The sequence below is a fragment of the Flavobacterium poyangense genome, from assembly GCF_011751075.1.
Taxonomy (GTDB): domain Bacteria; phylum Bacteroidota; class Bacteroidia; order Flavobacteriales; family Flavobacteriaceae; genus Flavobacterium; species Flavobacterium poyangense.
This window is the reverse complement of sequence record NZ_JAALLN010000004.1, coordinates 179,043-196,770: the sequence shown is the minus strand read 5'-3', so window position 1 is coordinate 196,770 and position 17,728 is coordinate 179,043. Positions and strand designations below refer to the sequence as shown.

Below are 17,728 nucleotides of genomic sequence, written 5' to 3'. Positions count from 1 at the left end.
TATTAAATTTTTCTTTATGAATCTAGTAGAGCAGTCCGAAGATTTTGTTAGTAAATTACTCAAAGATAAACTTTCTAATTTATATTCTTATCATAATATTAATCATACTATTAATGTTATAAGTGCTATCAATAAGCTTTGTGTTAAGGAAAATGTGGATGAGGCAGAGAAAGAATTACTTTTGGTGGCGGCATGGTTTCATGATACCGGTTATGTAAACGGACCTGAAAAGCATGAAAATGAGAGTGTAAAGATAGCCACGGCATTTTTAAAAGAGAAAGGGCAGTCTGATGCATTTATAGCGGAGGTTTCTAAATTGATTTTGACAACGGTAAAAGAGTATGTACCACAAACTGAATTAGAAAAGATAATTAAAGATGCAGATTATATTCATATTACCAGTTTAGAATATGAATCGACTTGCGAATTATTACGTTTGGAATTAAAAAACAGTTTAAATATTTCTTTTTCTGATTTGGATTGGGCAAGAGAAAATCTGAATTTTTTACTGAACAAACATCGCTTTTATACCGATTATGCCATAAAAAAATGGCAGCCTTTAAAAGAGAAAAATATTGCACTGGTGCAAAAAAGACTCAATAAACATGAACTGAAAAAAGCAAAAGAGCTGGAAGACGAGGAGAAAAAGAGAGATAAAGTTGAAAAACCGGATCGTGGGATCGACACACTGTTTCGTGTTACCTTAGGAAATCATACCCGTTTAAGCGGTATTGCAGACAGTAAAGCCAATATTTTATTGTCAGTAAATGCTATTATTATTTCGATTGCACTTTCGACTATTATTCCAAAATTAGACAGTCCAAAAAATGTACACTTAGTGGTTCCTACTTTTGTTATGTTGATATCAAGTGTAGTCACCATAATTTTTGCAATTCTATCCACACGACCAAAAGTAACCTCAGGGGTTTTTACACGTGATGATGTAGAAGCAAAAAAAGTAAATTTGATGTTTTTTGGAAATTTTTACAAAATGCCTCTCGAAGATTACAACTGGGCGATGAATGAAATGATGAAGGACCGGGATTATTTGTACTCGACCATGATTAAGGATTTGTACTATCTCGGATTGGTTTTGCAACGTAAGTATAATTTACTTAGAATTGCTTACAATTTTTTTATGTTCGGAATTATTATTACAGTTATTGCATTTGTAGTTGCGTTTAAAAATCTTTAAACAAAAAGCTCAACTAATTTTAGTTGAGCTCATCTAATAAATCTTGATAAGTGATTTTTTTGGCGTTTGTATTTACAGTGTTGTTAATTACTTTTACACGAATCGCCTTCAAACCGGAAACCCCCTGTAAATCGTCAACTTCAAATTGTTCGATGGAAGGTTCAAGTATCTTTTTGTGTTGTAGGTATTTAATATATTTTAGGTATTCTGCTTCTTCGCTGTTTTGAGAGTAGACAATGGTAATTTTTTCTTTTTCAGTAATACGTTCGTTTGTGCCTTTGATGTTGGCTTTATCGATACGTTTTTTAACTACTTCATATCGGGCATTGTAAGTTCCGTCAACATCAAAACGTTTTTCATCCATTCTGAAACGAATAGAAAGTGCCGCGCTGAATACCAAAATCAGTGAAGTTACGTCCAATTCATACGGTAGAGATTCTTTCAGTTGATGATGCTCCATTTCCATTTCGCATAAAGTCTGCAGTTGCCATAAGCGAAGGTTATGCAGATACATAATATCAAAAGGTTTTGTTGGGGCAATTGAAGCTCCTATGTATAAGTTATGTTCAACACCATCCGTTTTAAAACGTTCGTAATAGTGCGGATATATTTGTTGTGCTTCCAATTGTTTTTTATCCAGAACCGAAGCTAGTTTTTTATTGATAATAGACATTGCATTATCAAATTTCTTTCTTTCGTGGTAAAACATCCCTGTTTTTTCGTCCAGACTTGAAAAATACAATTCTTCCAGTTTTTGACTTTTATCGGTGTTTTTTGTGTTTTTTAGTATAGGATGAATTTCTTCCTCAATGTAACGCTGAATGTGTTGTTCTGTATCTGCTTTTAAAGGCTGGTCCAGTTCGTCGCGAAGCGATTCTAATTCAAATTTTCGCTGTTCCAAAAGCATCAGATTGGTGTTTGGCTTTTGGTTTTCGAAAATTTCCAAAATCGTAGTAAGTTGATTTTTTAAATCTTTTTTTACGGTTTCGTTTCGGTGTTCTGATGAGCCTTTAATATCAATTTGTCCGTATAATGGGAAAACATTTTTAAAGACAATTTCCTTAAAAATATAATCTTTGGTCGGATTGGTGTTTTGGAAATAATTTTGCGACTCTTTTTTAAATTTCCAGTACACACTAGGATGAATCGTAGTATATTCTCTTTGAATGATCGCTTCAACCTGATGTTGCATATCGGTATTATAACGATCAATTGTATCGGTTAAATACGGCAATACCAATTCGAGTTTAGTAGCGTTTATGCTATTTAGTGCTCTTGGTTGTTTAGAAACTAGCTCAACAACGCCTAGTAAATGCCCATCTTTTATGACCGGAGCAAAAACGCAGCTCTGGATATTTTGTTTTAACAAATGTTCGCCCAGTTTTTTATTTTCTGATGCTCCGATAAATTTTTGAACGTTAGAGATAACAAGAGGCTCTTTGTTGGTTAACAGATTTTCAAAAGTACAACCAAAAAATGCATTTTTACAATCCAGTTCCTGAGTCGATGAAAGTAAAAAACTTTGCATCTGACTTTCGTATTTTATAGGTCTGATAAATTTTTCATCTTCCGGATTATAAATGATAAAACCAACTTCAAGATCCGGAATTTTGAAAATAGATCTAAAAATACCTGCAATCACATCATTGGTAGCAACGTTTTGGGTATCGGGTTTTAGTAAATTGCTTTTTAAATTGGAGATCGCACTTTCTGTAGTGGCATCAAATAATGAAACAATTCCGAAACCTTTTAAAGTCCAGCTTCCGGGAGGAAATTTTGATTTCCAAAGTTCAATGTCATTGTAGTTATCGATTAACAAATCGATATCATCTTGTGTAAGCGGTAATGCATTTTCATTAGGGGTGATTTCCATAAAATCGGCATTGTACAAAAGACGATAGTGTTTTTCGACACCGTTTTCATCAGGAATGTCATAGAAAAAAGGTCTGTTAAAATCAATATTTTGATGGTAGTGACAACCCAGAATCAAACAACAGTTGTTTATATAGAATTGATGATTGTCAAAATCACGGATTTCGACATTAAATTCATCACCGGCATTTCGCAAAATCTTTTTGAAGCGCTCTGTGTAGTTGAAAGTGATATTTTGAAAAGGAATTGTAATTGCTTTTATTTCATTGTTTGTTAAAGCAGTAGGGAACAGATCAGCAAACATATTTTTGATTAAGGTCTCTTTTTGCTTAATGATGCTAAAATCTTCAATTCCGTTTCTAAACTCTGGTACAGTTGCTATTTCTTTTAGTATAGCTTTGGCATAGTTAGAGCGATAATCAACATCAGACAAAGCAATTTCCTCAAAAGATTCAATTAGCCTGTGAAAGGAGATTATGGTTTTGAAAGGACTTTCGTCGTATAAAGGATTACCCATCTTTATTTGTTTTTGAAACGTAAATTTAAGCATAAATTAATGATGTTTATCATTTTTAGTATTTGTTTCGTTTATGGCCTCATAGATTTCTTTGTTAGTGGAATAGCACCATTGTTGATTTTTTATTTTTAACAAATTTTTAACTAAAATAATTACGGAACGATCGTTCCGTAATTATATCTTTGTCTCACAATAATCAAGTAATCAATACTATAAAAATTAATAAAATGAAAAATTTAGAAAAGAAAGTAGCCGTTGTAACAGGCGGAAATAGTGGAATCGGGTATGCAACTGCTGCTGAATTTGCTGAAAGAGGGGCAAGTGTAATTGTTACCGGAAGAGACAAAGAAACGTTAGCAAAAGCTGAGGAAGAATTGAATGTGACCGGAATTGTAGCCGATCAGTCGGATTTGGAATCAATCGATAATTTGGTAACTGAAGTTTCAGCAAAATTTGACAAAGTCGATATTGTATTTCTGAATGCGGGAATTGCTGCTTTTGCACCTTTAGAATCGGCATCAGTAGGACATTATGACTCGATTATGGATGTAAATGTAAAAGGAGTTTATTTCACACTTCAAAAACTGTTACCGATTTTGAATGACGGAGGTTCCGTAATCTTTAATACTTCTATAAACGCCAGTGTGGGTATGCAAAATTCGGGAGTCTATGCTGCAAGTAAAGCAGCGCTCTTATCTTTAAATCGTGTTTTTGCAGCGGAATTGGCTCCAAGAAATATTAGAATAAACGCCATTTCACCCGGTCCGATTGAAACACCTATTTTTGGAAAATTAGGACTAGAAAAAGAAGAAATTGACGGATTTGGAGCAGCTCTAAGTGATAAGATTTTATTAAAACGTTTTGGTAAAGCTTCAGAGATTGCAAAAACAGTTGCTTTTCTTGCCTCAGATGACGCTTCGTTTATTACGGGGACAGAAATCGTAGTAGATGGTGGGCTTATCGTAAACACTGTGGTTTAATTTTTTGCTCTAATTACGGAACAATCGTTCCGTAATTTTTTGTATCTTTGCGATGGAATTTAATTAGGAAGTCATGGCCAGAACAAAAGAATTTGATGAGGATAAAGCTCTGGATAAGGCAATAGAAATTTTTTGGTGTAAAGGGTATAATGGTACTTCGGCGCAGGATTTGGTGACGCATTTGGGCTTAAGCCGTTCGAGTTTGTATGATACTTTTGGAGACAAACAAAAACTTTTTTCAAAGGCTTTAAAGAGATACCTCAAACATGGACAGGAAAGTACGAGAGAGCTTTTAAACGAATCAGAAGATATTAAAGTTGTATTGACGGATATCTTCAAACAAGCCGTTATTGAAAGCTTAGACGATCGAATGACAAAGGGCTGTTTTGTAATAAATGCAGCAGTTGAACTTGCAATGCACGATGATGAGATTGCAAAAATAGTCACTGATAACAGGCAGACGGTCGAAGAAATCTTTTTGGCAGCGGTTAAAAAAGGGCAAGAGTCAGGACAGATTTCAACACGGTTGGAAGCCAGAACACTGGCTCGCTTTATCTTTAATAATTATACAGGAATTAGGGTGTTGGCTCGTGCTGGAGAAAAAGACAAACAAGTTTACGATGATATTCTCAAAGCAATGTTTTCTTTGTTTTGATACTAAATTAATTAAACAGCCAAGATACAAGTCGCAAAAATAACATTCGTGAAAATTCGTGTTGACTTTTTTCTGTTTTGAAAGTTGTTTCAATTAAAAAAAACGGCAATTACAAAGGGTAGTTGCCGTTTTTTGCTTAAGTAAGTAATAGAAAATGAATGACTACTAGCTTTTTTCTTCTTTATTGAAGTAAACTAAATAGTAATACATTTGTTTTTCTTCATCCCAGCCTTTTTCAACAAATTTTTCTGCGCTTTCGGGGTTGATAAAATCCATTTTAATCTGAATATGAGTATCCAGATTAATTACGTTTTTAATCGATTTTCTGGCATCAGAAACAGCTGAATTGGCAATAGGGAATGAGGTTACATCTTCGATGCTGTATTTTTCTCCTTTATCAACTTTATAGTTTTTAAATTCAGGAATTAAGTCTGGATTGTCTAATACTTCGTTTAAGAAATTTTGTTCTTCAAACTGATCGTTTTTAGCGAAATAATTCACTGATCGGTTCATAAACATTACTTCTTCTTTTTTGTCTTCTGCCGGTAAAACAACATCTTTCGCGAAGTTTTGACAGAATTTCAGGTATTTCTTAGTGATGAAGTTTTCATCTTCAAAAGCGTCAACAGATAAAAAGTGCTCTAACCAGTAACGGGCATCATAACGGTTGCTGTCTACAGTCAGGATTTTGTATCCTTCTTCTTTTTTGAAATTAAAAATCAAACATCCTTTGTCTAATTTGCTCAGGTTAATTCCTTGTTGCAAGATCATCTCAAGGTTGCTGTCTTTTTCTTCAAATTGTAAAAAGTCAGCCTGTAATTCGCTTTTAAAAATTCCAATGGCATCGACTACATTGTTGTCAATACTTAAATTGGTTAGATAGGTTACATAAACCTCTCCGTTTTTAATATGCGGATGATTGGACTGCTCAAATAAATGTGTAGTGATTTTTTTAGAAATCTCCTGTACATTGCCCGGATTAGCAAAAATCTCTGAAGCATATTTGTACATATCATTATAATCCAAATCTACTTCGTGCGCAAACTGATAATAGTTTTCCTCTTTTTCTCTAAAAGGCTTAAAAAAGTACTCTTTTATCAGAGGCACAATTTCGTCATTTAAATTAAATGGTTGTTCCGATAAAAAAATCGCTTCATTTCTGCTTTTGTTTCCTACGCGGTGTATCGAAAGCGACTCGATGTGGGTGTTGAATAAGTTGATCATTTCTTTATTTAGGTTCAGAGTTGCAAAGGCTCAAAGGAACAAAGGTTTAGTTTCGGTCTTTTATTTTTCTGATAAAAGAACTCAACATTCGTTCTATTTCCTTGCTTTCTCCATTTATTTTAGTGAATTGATTCTCGTTTATATAATTTAAATTGAATGAGATTTCAAGTTGTGTCTGCATTTCAAATAATGATGAAATGGAAATATTTAAAAACCTTAAATAGTCATTATTTCCTTCTCTGCCATAACCTTCAGCAATATTACTTGGAATCGATATGGAACTTCTTCTAATTTGTGAAGTTAGTCCATAAATTTCTTCTTTGGGAAATAAATTGGTCACTCGATAAATTTCGGTCACCAAATTCATAGATTTTTGCCAGATTAAAAGGTCTCTAAAAGTATTCATATTTTTACATTTAAAATTAATTAAACGTAAAAGCAATAAAAAGATTACATTTTAAAATCGAAAGATTTTAAGAGAAAACCTCTGTACCTTTGCCACTTTGAACCTTTGTGCCTTCAAAAAACTAATTCCAATTCTCCTCAAATCCGAAATCTTCAAAGCTGTCGTCTCCTTCAAACATATCAAGATCATCTTCGTCTAAGTCGTCTTCAAATTCTCCGTAGATATCGTCGTGCATGTCGGCTTCGAAGTTTTTTTCTATGGCTTCGTCCGGCATTTCTCCATGAGAGAATAAGGTTTCCGGGTAAGTTACTCCTACAGATTGCTCTTCAATGGCAGCCAATTCAACTAAGAAAGTCCACATGTGGATAAAATCGTACACATAGATAATTTTGGTATTTTCTTTGTCTAAGATATCAGATAATGGGTAATCACTCATGATTTTATGTTCACCGGGAACGTCTCCGGTATCAAAAAGCGGGATTTCATCTTCCTGATTCCAAGTTTCATCGCAGGTATAAAACGAAGCCACTTCCATTCCGTCAAAACCAAAAGCGTTGAAGATGGCATTGTGTAAATCCTCAAGGGTATCGTCTTCAAGAATTGCAATGTCTCTAAAAATGTCTTCTTCGGCGTCTAGAATTACTCTAAATTTATAAACCATAATCTTTGTATTTATTGAGAGGTCAAAGGTAAAATATAAAAAACGAAATACGAATTGTGAATTACGATTTGTTGAAAAGATTTTATTTAGAGAGCCTTTTTAAACAACGTGTGATTTCTCCTGCGTCGAAATGACAGACGAGGCGGGTTTATGCGACTACTCTGTAATTCTAGCTAATAACAAGCAACAATTGTCATTCCGAAGAATGAGGAGTCGCACACGAAACTCCGTAAAGAGAATCGCTAATCTTTGTCGAATTACTGGTGTGATTTACTTCGTCTATTCGCTATCGCTCGGGTCTCCTAAAGTCGAAATGACAAATGACTGCTTCCCTTGTCAAATGACAGACGAGACGGGCTTATGCGACTACTCTGTAATTCTAGCTAATAACAAGCAACAATTGTCATTCCGAAGAATGAGGAATCACACACGAAACTCTACACAGCACGTCGCCAATCTTTGTTGAATTACTATTGTGATTCCTCATTCTTCGGAATGACAAATAGTATACAAATTGTTAATTCCGACATAGGAGGAATCACACTAGGAGCCGTTATGCAGTATACCGCTACTCCGCACACTTACTTAATTACCTCAATCGGAAGGACAGAAAAAACACTCACTTTCTACTCAATCGCTTTCTAATTTTATGGTAGTGTTTATGATAGGTGCTATGGCTAGGGTAACTTCTGCTCGAGGTCATATTGTTAAAAACCAAAGCCGTAAGTAGTAAAATCAAAACTCCGATAAACACCGTGGAATAAACATATTCGTATCCAAGATTTTTTATCTGATCAGAGCCTGTAACGGCAATAAGTGCAGTCGCACCTCCGGGTGGATGTAACGTTTTGGTGATTTGCATGAAGATAATAGAAAACGAAACTGCCAACGGAGCGGAAAGCCAGGCAATGTCCGGTACCAGTTTCTGAATCGTTACCCCAATAAAGGCAGAGATTAGATGTCCGCCAACTAAATTTCGAGGTTGTGAAAATGGGCTTTGAATGATTCCGTATACTAAAACACTCGAAGCGCCAAAAGAACCAATCAAATAAACAGCATCACTTCCTGAGAAGTTTTTGGATTGAAGAAAAGCCAGAATTCCGATTCCGACAAATGAACCTAAAAAGGACCAAAAGTGCTCTTTATAATCTATTAAAGTTTCTTTATAAAGGATGTAACGTGTTTTGCGGTAACTTCTTTTTATTTTCTGAACAGGCATACGATACGGTCTTGTTTTACTTAATAAAGCTTGGCGAATAGGTATAAACAGTATGTGGATAAATCATTTTTGCCGTGTATTTAGAAATTAGACAAACTGCTAAAATGGGGAAAAATAAAGTATAGTCATTGGTTAATCCACAAACTAAAAATATCGCTGTAAAAGGGGCATGGATACTGGCACTTAAAACAGCTGCCATTCCGATAATCATAAAATTGAGCGGAATGACCTGTGTGTTAAAAAACGTATTTAAAGTGGAAGCTACCAATAAGCCTAAAAAAGCACCGATAAAAAGACTCGGTGCAAAAACACCGCCATCACCACCGGAAGCCAATGTTACTGAAGTTACAATTGGTTTTAGAATCAAAATTCCGATGAAAGTTAGGGCTAAAGTAATCGTCAGAGGAAGTTGGGCAGAACTACCAAAGATCATTTTTATAGAATGATAGCCTTCTCCATATAATTGTGGGAACACAAATAAGGAAGTGCTTAAAATAACGGATCCTATGAGGATTTTGTAATAATGTGTTTGGATTTTACCGAACTGAGATTTGAAAAACAATACGCAACGCGTTAAATAAACGGAATTTATTCCGGCTAAAATTCCTAAAAGAATAAAATAAGGAATGGCTTTTAAGTGCCAGGTTGTAACTGAAACTGTAAACAAAGGTTCTTCTTTTAGAATGGTAATCAAACCAAAGGCGATAGAAACTGCAATTAAATTGGTGATGATAAAGGCGCGGGTCAGCTTTCGGGAGATAACCTCAACAGCAAATAAAATTCCGGCAATCGGACTGCTGAACAAAGCAGTGATTCCTGCTGCAACTCCTGCGCAAATTAATTCTGTTTTGTATTTGCGAAAAACATTTTCTTTTTGCTGTGCTACCGAACCAATTGTTGCCGTGGCCACAACGGTAGAAACTTCGATTCCGGTTGAACCTCCAAAAATAACAGTTAACAACCCGTTTATAAAGTGGGATGGGATTTTGTAGGTTGGTAAGTTTTTAGATTTTGATTGTGTGCTTTCAAAAACTTCTTTAATTCCTTTGTTCTCTTTCTTTTTAAAGAGATATTGCCTTAGAAAGTAAATTACAGACAATCCGAAAACCGGGAAAATAACATAGAATATGGGGTTTACGGAAACTTCATGGAAAAAGATTTCTTCGTAGTACTCTGTAATTTTCTTTAGTGAAATGCCTAAAAAAGCAGAAAGAAAACCAATTAAAAGGGAAACAACAACTAATTTTTGAAAGACAATAAATTGATGATTTTTTTTGATTTGCGCCGTTTTGTTCATCAGAAGTAAATTTGTAAGTCGCAGTAGTTTTATGCGATTCACAAAATTAAAGAATCAAAGTAGTATTCTCCTAACAAATCAGCATATTATTGTGTTAAAATTAGTTAAGGAGGGGTTTTGCCCTGTTTTTTTGCTGATTATTTAGTTTTTAGGATTAAAGCCATTTAGTAAGAGACCTCAATTTTTCTCCAGTTGAAACGGATGCAAGTGGTAAAAAATATATTTAACACATAGAAACATAGACTTTAGTTATGAAAAAGAGTATAAAAAAGAAACACATTTCTATCACATAGTCTAACCATGAGGTCTTCGACTTCGCTCAAGCTGACGATTGAAATTTTAAATAAATGAAATGCCTTTTTTCGTTTTCTAAACTATGTATATATGTGTTTAAAAAAAAATAGATACAGCGGTGTAAATAGAATAAAAATGATCAATTGCCTCCAGCTTCAGCTGGAGGTATTCGATTAAAGAAGCAGAAAAGGCTTTAGCCAAATTTATTGCGTATACATTGTTTAACGGAATCAACGCATAATTCCAGTTTTTGCTTTAGTTTAAAAGCAATTATTTACCGCTCGTAAAATTCAATCGGTAATAAATCCGGATCGGCTATAAAAGTAAATCGTTTTTCTGTCGTTTCGTCAATTCTTATTGGCTCCGATTCTATGTTCTTAGTGTTCAGAAAAGCTATTGTTTCATCAAGATTAATTACCTCGAAAGCAAGATGACGCAAGCCAACTGCTTCCGGTCTTGACGGTCGCTGTGGTGGATTTGGAAAAGAAAACAATTCAACAATATAAATACCATTTAAAGCCAGATCAAGTTTATACGATTGGCGTTCCTCGCGATAGATCTCGCGAATGACAGTAAGTCCAAGAATCTGAGTGTAGAAATATTTGGATTTCTTATAATCGGAACATAAAATGGCAATATGGTGTACTTTGTTTAAGGTAAGCATTATGGTTTGGATTCAGGTTCTTGGTTTAATTTTCTAATCACTTTTGCAGGATTACCAACAGCCAGTGAATTGTCGGGAATGTTTTTTGTAACCACAGATCCTGCTCCGATAACACAGCCTTTACCGATCGTTACACCGGGACAGATTACAGAATTTCCACCAATCCAGCAGTCGTCTCCGATAGTGATGGGCAGTGCATTTTCTAATGTTTTTCTCAATTCGGCATCCAACGGGTGAGTTGCCGTGTAAATTTGAACGTTTGGTGCAAAAAACACATTTGATCCGATAGTTACAGGAGCACAATCTAAAACAACACAGTTAACATTAAAGTAGACATTATCACCACAAGTAATATTATATCCGTAGTCGCAATGAAAAGGCGGTTCGATATAAAAGCTTTTGCCTGCGTTCGGGATTAATTCGGTTATGATTTCTTTTGCTTTTTTTGTCAGACGATATTCGGTAACATTTAAACGATGTAATAGATTTTTAGCTTTTCGGCGCTCTTTTATTAAAATAGGGTCGCCGGAGATGTAATATTCTCCGGAAATCATTTTCTCTTTTTCTGTTTTCATAGAATGAAATTACATTTTTTTCTTAGCAATTTTATCGTGAAGTTTTAGCACCTCCTGTAAGCTTGCAGACGAATACCAAGGGGTTAGTTCGGCTTCGAGTAATTTGGCCTGAATAGCAGGATCTGTAGCTACAAGTGCAGTGGCTTCTTCGATAGTTTCTACATTAAAAATATAGAGTCCTCTGTAATTTCGATCGTTTTTCATAAAAGGTCCGGCGATGACCAATTTGCCTTCTTTCGCCAGTTTGCCGATATTGGACATATGTCCTTCAAATAATTTTTTGGTTTCTTCTTTAGATGCGGTTGTATTTGTTCCTGATTTTAAAAGACAGAAAACATATTTTTTCATGCCATATTCGTCGGCATTTAAAGATTTTGCCAGCTTTTCATCATATTGAGATTCGGTGGCTTGTGCAAAAGCAATGCAATTCAAAAGTAAAAAGGCAAGTGTAAATATTGATTTTTTCATGATTAAGACGTCTTAAAGTTCTAAGCTTAAAGTAATTTTTTAAGAATAACAATCTGCCCCAAATGATAAACGTCATGCTGAATGATTCCATGAATGTGCTCATAATAGGTATGATTATTAGTAGGATATATTTTTTCAAAATTAGCATCATCAAAGGTATTCAGAAAGCTGTTCCATAATTCTTGTGATTTTGCCAGATTTTGTAGCGATTGTTCCCAGGCGGCTTCAGAGGAATCTAAAACCGGGACAAAATAATTGTGGTCAGGAGTTGTAATCGTTTCACCCTGGACACGTTTTAAGATGTTCCTTCTCCACTGAATAAGGTGATTGACAATTTCCCAAATGGTGTTTAAATTGGGGTTTATTTTTCGATAGGCCTGAGCTGCACTGACATTTTTTAAGGTATTTTCTAAAGTTACTTCCAACCACGGATCTCCATTGTAAATGGATTGATACAAATTTGAAACTCTTTTACTTTCTAACATCATCATTAGTTTAAATTACGCAGTAGCTAAGATACAAATAAGTAATTTACAACTCATCCATGAAATTCTACAATTGGGTTATTTAATGTTTTTTAACTAAAAGTGTTAAAATATATTTGCCTCATCAAAAACCAATGATATGAAAACCAAGATAATTTTTACTATTACATTTTTATTTGCAACAGCTTTTATTTTTGCCCAAAATACCATTTCAGGAAAAGTAGTGGATCAAAAAGGAAAACCAATTCCTGGTGCCAGTATTTATATTGACGGAACTTATGATGGAGCGACAAGCTCTGATACCGGTGAGTTCTCTTTTGAAACAGCAACAAAAGGAAATCAGTTTTTAGTAGTGAGTTTTTTAATTTATGAAACCTATAAACAAGAGATAGATGTCACCAATTTTAAAGAACAAACCATTAAACTTCGTGAAAATGTAAATGCGCTTGATGCGGTTGTAATTACCGCAGGAACATTAGAATCCGGAGATAAAGCCAGAGTTTCGGTTCTTAAACCATTGGATATTGTAACAACAGCAGGTTCTGCCGGAAATATTATTGCAGCCTTGCAAACTTTACCCGGAACCCAAAATGTAGCAGAAGACGGACGTTTGTTTGTACGTGGAGGAGAAGCCAGCGAAACACAGACTTTTGTTGACGGACTTCGTGTGGCGCAACCTTATGGTGCAACCACTAATAATTTACCAACCCGTAGCCGTTTTTCTCCTTTTTTGTTTAGTGGAATCGCTTTTTCTACCGGAGGATACTCTGCTGAATACGGTGAAGCCTTATCAAGTGTTTTGCTTTTGAATACGCAGGACGAACCAGACCAAAATAAAACAGATATTGCTTTGATGACAGTTGGTTTGGGAGTGGGAAATACACAAAAATGGAAAAAAAGCTCCTTCAGTATCAATACCAATTATATCAATTTAGCACCTTATCAGGCCGTTATTCCGCAAAATGTAGACTGGAATAATCCATATCAATCTATTGGTGGTGAGGCTGTTTATCGTTATCATTTTGAAAGAGGAATCTTTAAGTTTTATGCGGCCTTTGATTCTGAAAGATTTGATCTGAATCAGAAAAATATAAATTTTGTTGATCCGATCAGAACTGATTTAAACAATAACAATTTTTACCTGAATGCTTCGTATAAAGGAAATTTTGGAACGGGATGGCAGTTGACTTCAGGAATCAGTTACGGTTACAGTAAAAATAAAGTGTCGTTTGATGTAAATGATGTTGACAGTAATGAGAATGCCGCACAACTAAAATTGAAATTGAGAAAAGATTTTTCAAATTATTTTAAATTGTCTTTTGGAGCAGATTATTTCATTACAAAATTCAATGAAAATTTTGATGACAATGCGACTGTAAAAGTAGCAAACGGATACGATTCAGGAATCGCTGCTTTTTATACCGAAGGAGATATTTTATTCTCTAAAAAACTAGCAGCCAAAGTAGGTTTCCGACTTTCAAACAATAATTTATTAAACGAAACGAACATTGCTCCAAGAGCTTCTCTTGCTTACAAAGTTTCTAAAAACAGTCAGTTTTCTTTTGCTTATGGTGATTTCTCTCAGACTCCTGTGGTTGACTATATCAAATATTCAAAGTATCATCAGTTTGAAAGTGAAAAAGCACAACATTATATTCTGAATTATCAGTTTACAAAACCGGGTCAGACTTTCAGAGCCGAGGCTTATTACAAAGAGTACAGCAATTTGGTAAAATACGATACAAAAGATATTAAGTACAATTCCGTATTCAATAACAACGGTTCAGGTTATGCAAAAGGATTGGATTTATTCTGGAGAGACAGTAATTTGTATAAAAATTTAGAATACTGGATTTCGTACTCGTACATTGATTCGGAAAGAGATTATAAAAATTTTCCAACGGCGGTAACTCCAAATTTTGTTGCCAATCACAGTTTGTCAATTGTAACTAAATATTTCATAACCGATTGGAAATCACAAATTGGGTTTACCAATAGTTATAGTTCAGGAAGACCTTACAATGATCCCAATCAAACGCAATTTATGAATGGAAAAACAAAATCGTATAACAGTTTGAGTTTTAACTGGGCTTATTTGCTAACTACTCAAAAGATTCTTTATTTCTCGGTTTCGAACCTTTTAGGAACTCAGAATATTTTCGGATATGATTACGCAAAATCACCGGATGCAAACGGAGTTTATAACAGACAAGCCATTATACCAACAGCAGACCGATTTTTCTTTGTTGGTTTCTTCTGGACCATAAGTGATAATAAGAATGAGAATCAGTTGAAAAACTTATAGTTGCTAAGGCTCTGAGATTCTAAGTTTCTTAGAAAAAAAAACTTTGAACCTTTGCATCTCTGGACCTTTGCACCTCAAAAAAAGCAATTCAGTCACCAAATTCAACAACTCGGTAGGATTTAGTTTTGAGAGAGCAAAAACAGACCTACTTTTGAAGTATAAATAAAAAGAGTTTCAATCAATATCAAAAAGAACCGGAGTTTTAGAAACTCACAACCTTAATAACTAAAACAATAACTTTTTAAAATCAAGAAATCATGACCAAAATTATTACAGCCATCACATTGTTTATTTGCGGGTTATTATCGGCCCAAACACAATTCGAACAAGGAATGGGAAAAGCATTCGGACTTTGGAAAGAAGGAAAAAGTGCAGAAGCGTCGGCTATGTTCGAAAGAATTGCTTCTGCTGAAAAAAACAGCTGGTTACCTAATTATTATGTGGCTTTAGTAAATACAACAGCCGCTTTTTCAGAAAAAGACAGATCTAAAGTTGATTTACTATTGACAAAAGCACAGGATGCATTAGATGTTGAATTCATAAAAGATCAAAACAATGCAGAACTATATGTTTTACAGGCTTTACTTTACACAGCATGGGTAGTACAGGATCCGATGACAAATGCTCAAAAGTATTCCGGTAGAATAATGGAAAATTATGCAAAAGCAAAGACAATAGATCCTAATAACCCGAGAGCGGTTTTCGGTGAAGCAGATTATCAGTTAGGTGGAGCAAAATGGACGGGAGTGGATACAAAGCCATTATGTGCTCAAGTTGACAAAGCTGTTGAACTTTTCGCTACTTTTAAACCGGAAACTCCTTTTTCTCCAAAATGGGGATTAGACAGAGCTTTAGAAACACAAAAAAGTTGTAAAAAATAATAATAATAAAATAAGTTTATAATGAAAGACCATAGAAATACATTTGGAAATTTGAGAAGTGGAACGATCATGTGTTTCAAGATTTCTATGGTCTTTACAATAATCTTCTGCATTTTTTTGGGATCCGATTTAAGTTTGAAAAATGTAGTACTTACGTTCTTATTGAGTTGTCTGTATTCTTTTGGACTTGGCTTTGGCAACGGGTTTTTGAATGTATTGTTAGATAAAAAATGGGATTGGCTGGAACAAACCAATTTGAGAGTATATTACGGGATTCTGGTTACTGTACTGTATACCGTTCCTGCTGTTTTAGGAATCAATTTTATCATTTTTGTTTGCGTACAGGAAATGTCTCTGGAGCAGTTTTTCAGCGAAAGAATGATCTGGCTGCATCTTTTTTATATTATTTTATCATTTGGTGTTTCCAGTTTTATGCAAGCCCGCAGTTTTATGGTAAAGTGGAAACAGGCTTCTAAGTTTGAGGTAACGCAACAAAAGATTATCGCCGGGACTGCCAATGCAAAATTCGAAAGTTTAAAAAATCAGATAGATCCGCATTTTTTATTCAATAGTTTAAATGTTCTAAGTTCTTTGATTGAAGAAAATCCGAATAATGCACAACGTTTTACTACTTCTTTGTCTAAAATTTACCGCTACGTTTTGGAGCAAAAAGACAAAGAACTGGTGTCGGTAGAAGATGAATTGTCCTTTGCTAAAACGTATATGAATTTGTTAAAAATGCGTTTTGAGAATAGTTTGTTTTACGAAATGCCGGCAACATCTATCAATCCGGATGCAAAAGTAGTTCCCTTGTCTTTGCAGCTTTTACTTGAGAATACAGTAAAACACAATGTAGTAAGTGAGCAGAAACCACTTCATATAAGAATCTTTATTGATGGAGATTATCTCGCAATCCAGAATGATTTTCAGAAAAAAGAAGTTTTGCAAGATCGTCAGGGAGTTGGTTTGCAGAATATTGTAAACCGATATGCAATTGTATCGAACAGGAAAGTTCTGATTGAACAAAATGAAAATAATTTCACGGTCAAAATACCAATTTTGACGAAACAAATTACAGTTATGGAAACAAATACAGATTATAACGATGAAACTAAAGCTTATTTTAGAGCTAAGAAAAGAGTGGAAGAACTAAAAGGATTCTATGGAAATATAATTTCATATTGTTGTATTATTCCCATTTTAGCTTTTATAAATTTAAGATATTCTCCCGGATTTCAATGGTTTTGGTTTTCGGCTCTGGGCTGGGGATTTGGTGTTGTAATGCATGCTTTTAAAGTGTTTGGTTACAGTTCGGGCTGGGAGGAAAGAAAAATCAGAGAAATTTTAGAAAAAGAGAATAACAAACAAAATTGGAAATAATTATGGAATCAGATTTCAAGAATAGTACTGAGGAGTTTGAACTTCAAAAAATGGCAAGCAAAAAAGTAGTGAAACTTAAAGCGTTCTATATGCATGTGTTTTTCTATATCATTGGAATACTTGTTTTTGTTTCAAAAGACTATTTAGGGGCTCCTTTAAACTTCTTTCCATTAAAACATATTAATTTGTTTGTAATGGGAATTTGGACAGTCTTCTTAGCTGTGTCCGCGATCGATTTATTCGCATCTTATAAAATATTCGGAGAAGAATGGGAAGAGCGAAAGGTAAAAAGCATCTTAGAGAAAAAAACAAAAACGCAAAAATGGGAGTAATCATGGAAGTAAATTATAATGAAGAGGATCGTTATTTCTCGGCTAAAAAGAAAGTCGAAAGTATCAAAGGGTTTTATGGTAATTTAACCGCTTATATTGGAGTGAATATAATTTTATTGATTATAAATTTATGGACATCACCGGAGTATTTATGGTTTTTTTGGCCATTGATGTGGTGGGGGTTAGGAGTTATTTTTCATGGGTTAAAGGTTTTTGATGTAATTCCGTTTTTAGGAAAAGAATGGGAGGAAAAGAAGATCAAAGAACTTATGGAGAAAGAAAAAAGGAATAATAAAGAAAAGTGGCAATAATTTTAAA

The 17,728-nt window shown here is 34.4% G+C and carries 18 protein-coding genes; 8 read left to right on the top strand and 10 right to left on the bottom strand.

Annotated features, from left to right (window positions below):
- Window positions 1–16 precede the first annotated feature (16 nt).
- Complete coding sequence (locus G3A47_RS10410) at window positions 17–1,195, top strand: Pycsar system effector family protein (RefSeq protein WP_166922100.1); 1,179 nt, start codon at window positions 17–19, stop codon at window positions 1,193–1,195.
- Between the two features lie 19 nt (window positions 1,196–1,214).
- On the opposite strand, the gene G3A47_RS10405 is transcribed toward G3A47_RS10410, so the two are convergent.
- Window positions 1,215–3,584: a GAF domain-containing protein gene (locus G3A47_RS10405; protein WP_166922099.1), complete on the bottom strand. Its 2,370-nt coding sequence runs from the start codon at window positions 3,582–3,584 to the stop codon at window positions 1,215–1,217.
- Window positions 3,585–3,811: 227 nt separating this feature from the next.
- Between G3A47_RS10405 and G3A47_RS10400 the strand changes: the two genes are divergently transcribed.
- Both G3A47_RS10400 and G3A47_RS10395 read left to right on the top strand, forming a co-directional pair.
- The gene (locus tag G3A47_RS10400; RefSeq protein ID WP_166922098.1) at window positions 3,812–4,564 is read left to right on the top strand and encodes an SDR family oxidoreductase; all 753 of its coding nucleotides are present in this window, start codon (window positions 3,812–3,814) and stop codon (window positions 4,562–4,564) included.
- A gap of 73 nt (window positions 4,565–4,637) precedes the next feature.
- On the top strand, window positions 4,638–5,219 hold the full coding sequence (locus G3A47_RS10395; RefSeq protein WP_166922097.1) for a TetR/AcrR family transcriptional regulator: 582 nt from the start codon (window positions 4,638–4,640) through the stop codon (window positions 5,217–5,219).
- A gap of 165 nt (window positions 5,220–5,384) precedes the next feature.
- Here the strand turns inward: G3A47_RS10395 and G3A47_RS10390 are convergent, their stop codons facing one another.
- The 9 genes from G3A47_RS10390 to G3A47_RS10350 all read right to left on the bottom strand — a co-directional run bounded on the left by G3A47_RS10390 (window position 5,385) and on the right by G3A47_RS10350 (window position 12,518).
- On the bottom strand, window positions 5,385–6,443 hold the full coding sequence (locus G3A47_RS10390; protein WP_166922096.1) for a nucleoid-associated protein: 1,059 nt from the start codon (window positions 6,441–6,443) through the stop codon (window positions 5,385–5,387).
- 46 nt (window positions 6,444–6,489) lie between these two features.
- Window positions 6,490–6,849: a four helix bundle protein gene (locus G3A47_RS10385; protein ID WP_166922095.1), complete on the bottom strand. Its 360-nt coding sequence runs from the start codon at window positions 6,847–6,849 to the stop codon at window positions 6,490–6,492.
- 121 nt (window positions 6,850–6,970) lie between these two features.
- Window positions 6,971–7,510 (bottom strand): plasmid pRiA4b ORF-3 family protein, encoded by a 540-nt coding sequence (locus G3A47_RS10380; RefSeq protein WP_166922094.1) that lies wholly within the window; start codon window positions 7,508–7,510, stop codon window positions 6,971–6,973.
- A 619-nt stretch (window positions 7,511–8,129) separates the two neighbouring features.
- Complete coding sequence (locus G3A47_RS10375; RefSeq protein WP_166922093.1) at window positions 8,130–8,729, bottom strand: HPP family protein; 600 nt, start codon at window positions 8,727–8,729, stop codon at window positions 8,130–8,132.
- 16 nt (window positions 8,730–8,745) lie between these two features.
- Window positions 8,746–10,026 (bottom strand): chloride channel protein, encoded by a 1,281-nt coding sequence (locus G3A47_RS10370; protein WP_166922092.1) that lies wholly within the window; start codon window positions 10,024–10,026, stop codon window positions 8,746–8,748.
- Between the two features lie 568 nt (window positions 10,027–10,594).
- A complete protein-coding gene (gene gloA2 / locus G3A47_RS10365) occupies window positions 10,595–10,984 on the bottom strand; it encodes an SMU1112c/YaeR family gloxylase I-like metalloprotein (protein ID WP_166922091.1) in 390 nt (129 codons plus the stop codon).
- Window positions 10,984–11,559, bottom strand: a complete 576-nt coding sequence (locus G3A47_RS10360; protein WP_166922090.1) for a sugar O-acetyltransferase — start codon at window positions 11,557–11,559, stop codon at window positions 10,984–10,986. Before G3A47_RS10360 ends, gloA2 begins: the two co-directional genes overlap by 1 nt.
- Window positions 11,560–11,568: 9 nt before the next feature.
- Entirely contained in the window at window positions 11,569–12,027 is a 459-nt protein-coding gene (locus tag G3A47_RS10355; RefSeq protein WP_166922089.1) for a YciI family protein, read from the bottom strand.
- A gap of 26 nt (window positions 12,028–12,053) precedes the next feature.
- Window positions 12,054–12,518 (bottom strand): DinB family protein, encoded by a 465-nt coding sequence (locus G3A47_RS10350; RefSeq protein ID WP_243860413.1) that lies wholly within the window; start codon window positions 12,516–12,518, stop codon window positions 12,054–12,056.
- A 133-nt stretch (window positions 12,519–12,651) separates the two neighbouring features.
- On the opposite strand from G3A47_RS10350, the gene G3A47_RS10345 reads away from it, so the two are divergent.
- From G3A47_RS10345 to G3A47_RS10325, 5 genes are all read left to right on the top strand, one after another.
- A complete protein-coding gene (locus G3A47_RS10345; protein WP_166922088.1) occupies window positions 12,652–14,817 on the top strand; it encodes a TonB-dependent receptor in 2,166 nt (721 codons plus the stop codon).
- A gap of 257 nt (window positions 14,818–15,074) precedes the next feature.
- On the top strand, window positions 15,075–15,698 hold the full coding sequence (locus G3A47_RS10340; protein ID WP_166922087.1) for a hypothetical protein: 624 nt from the start codon (window positions 15,075–15,077) through the stop codon (window positions 15,696–15,698).
- A gap of 21 nt (window positions 15,699–15,719) precedes the next feature.
- Complete coding sequence (locus tag G3A47_RS10335; RefSeq protein WP_166922086.1) at window positions 15,720–17,078, top strand: histidine kinase; 1,359 nt, start codon at window positions 15,720–15,722, stop codon at window positions 17,076–17,078.
- A gap of 2 nt (window positions 17,079–17,080) precedes the next feature.
- The gene (locus G3A47_RS10330) at window positions 17,081–17,410 is read left to right on the top strand and encodes a 2TM domain-containing protein (protein WP_166922085.1); all 330 of its coding nucleotides are present in this window, start codon (window positions 17,081–17,083) and stop codon (window positions 17,408–17,410) included.
- Window positions 17,401–17,721 (top strand): 2TM domain-containing protein, encoded by a 321-nt coding sequence (locus G3A47_RS10325; RefSeq protein WP_166922084.1) that lies wholly within the window; start codon window positions 17,401–17,403, stop codon window positions 17,719–17,721. The genes G3A47_RS10330 and G3A47_RS10325 overlap by 10 nt, the downstream gene beginning before the upstream one ends.
- Window positions 17,722–17,728: the final 7 nt, after the last annotated feature.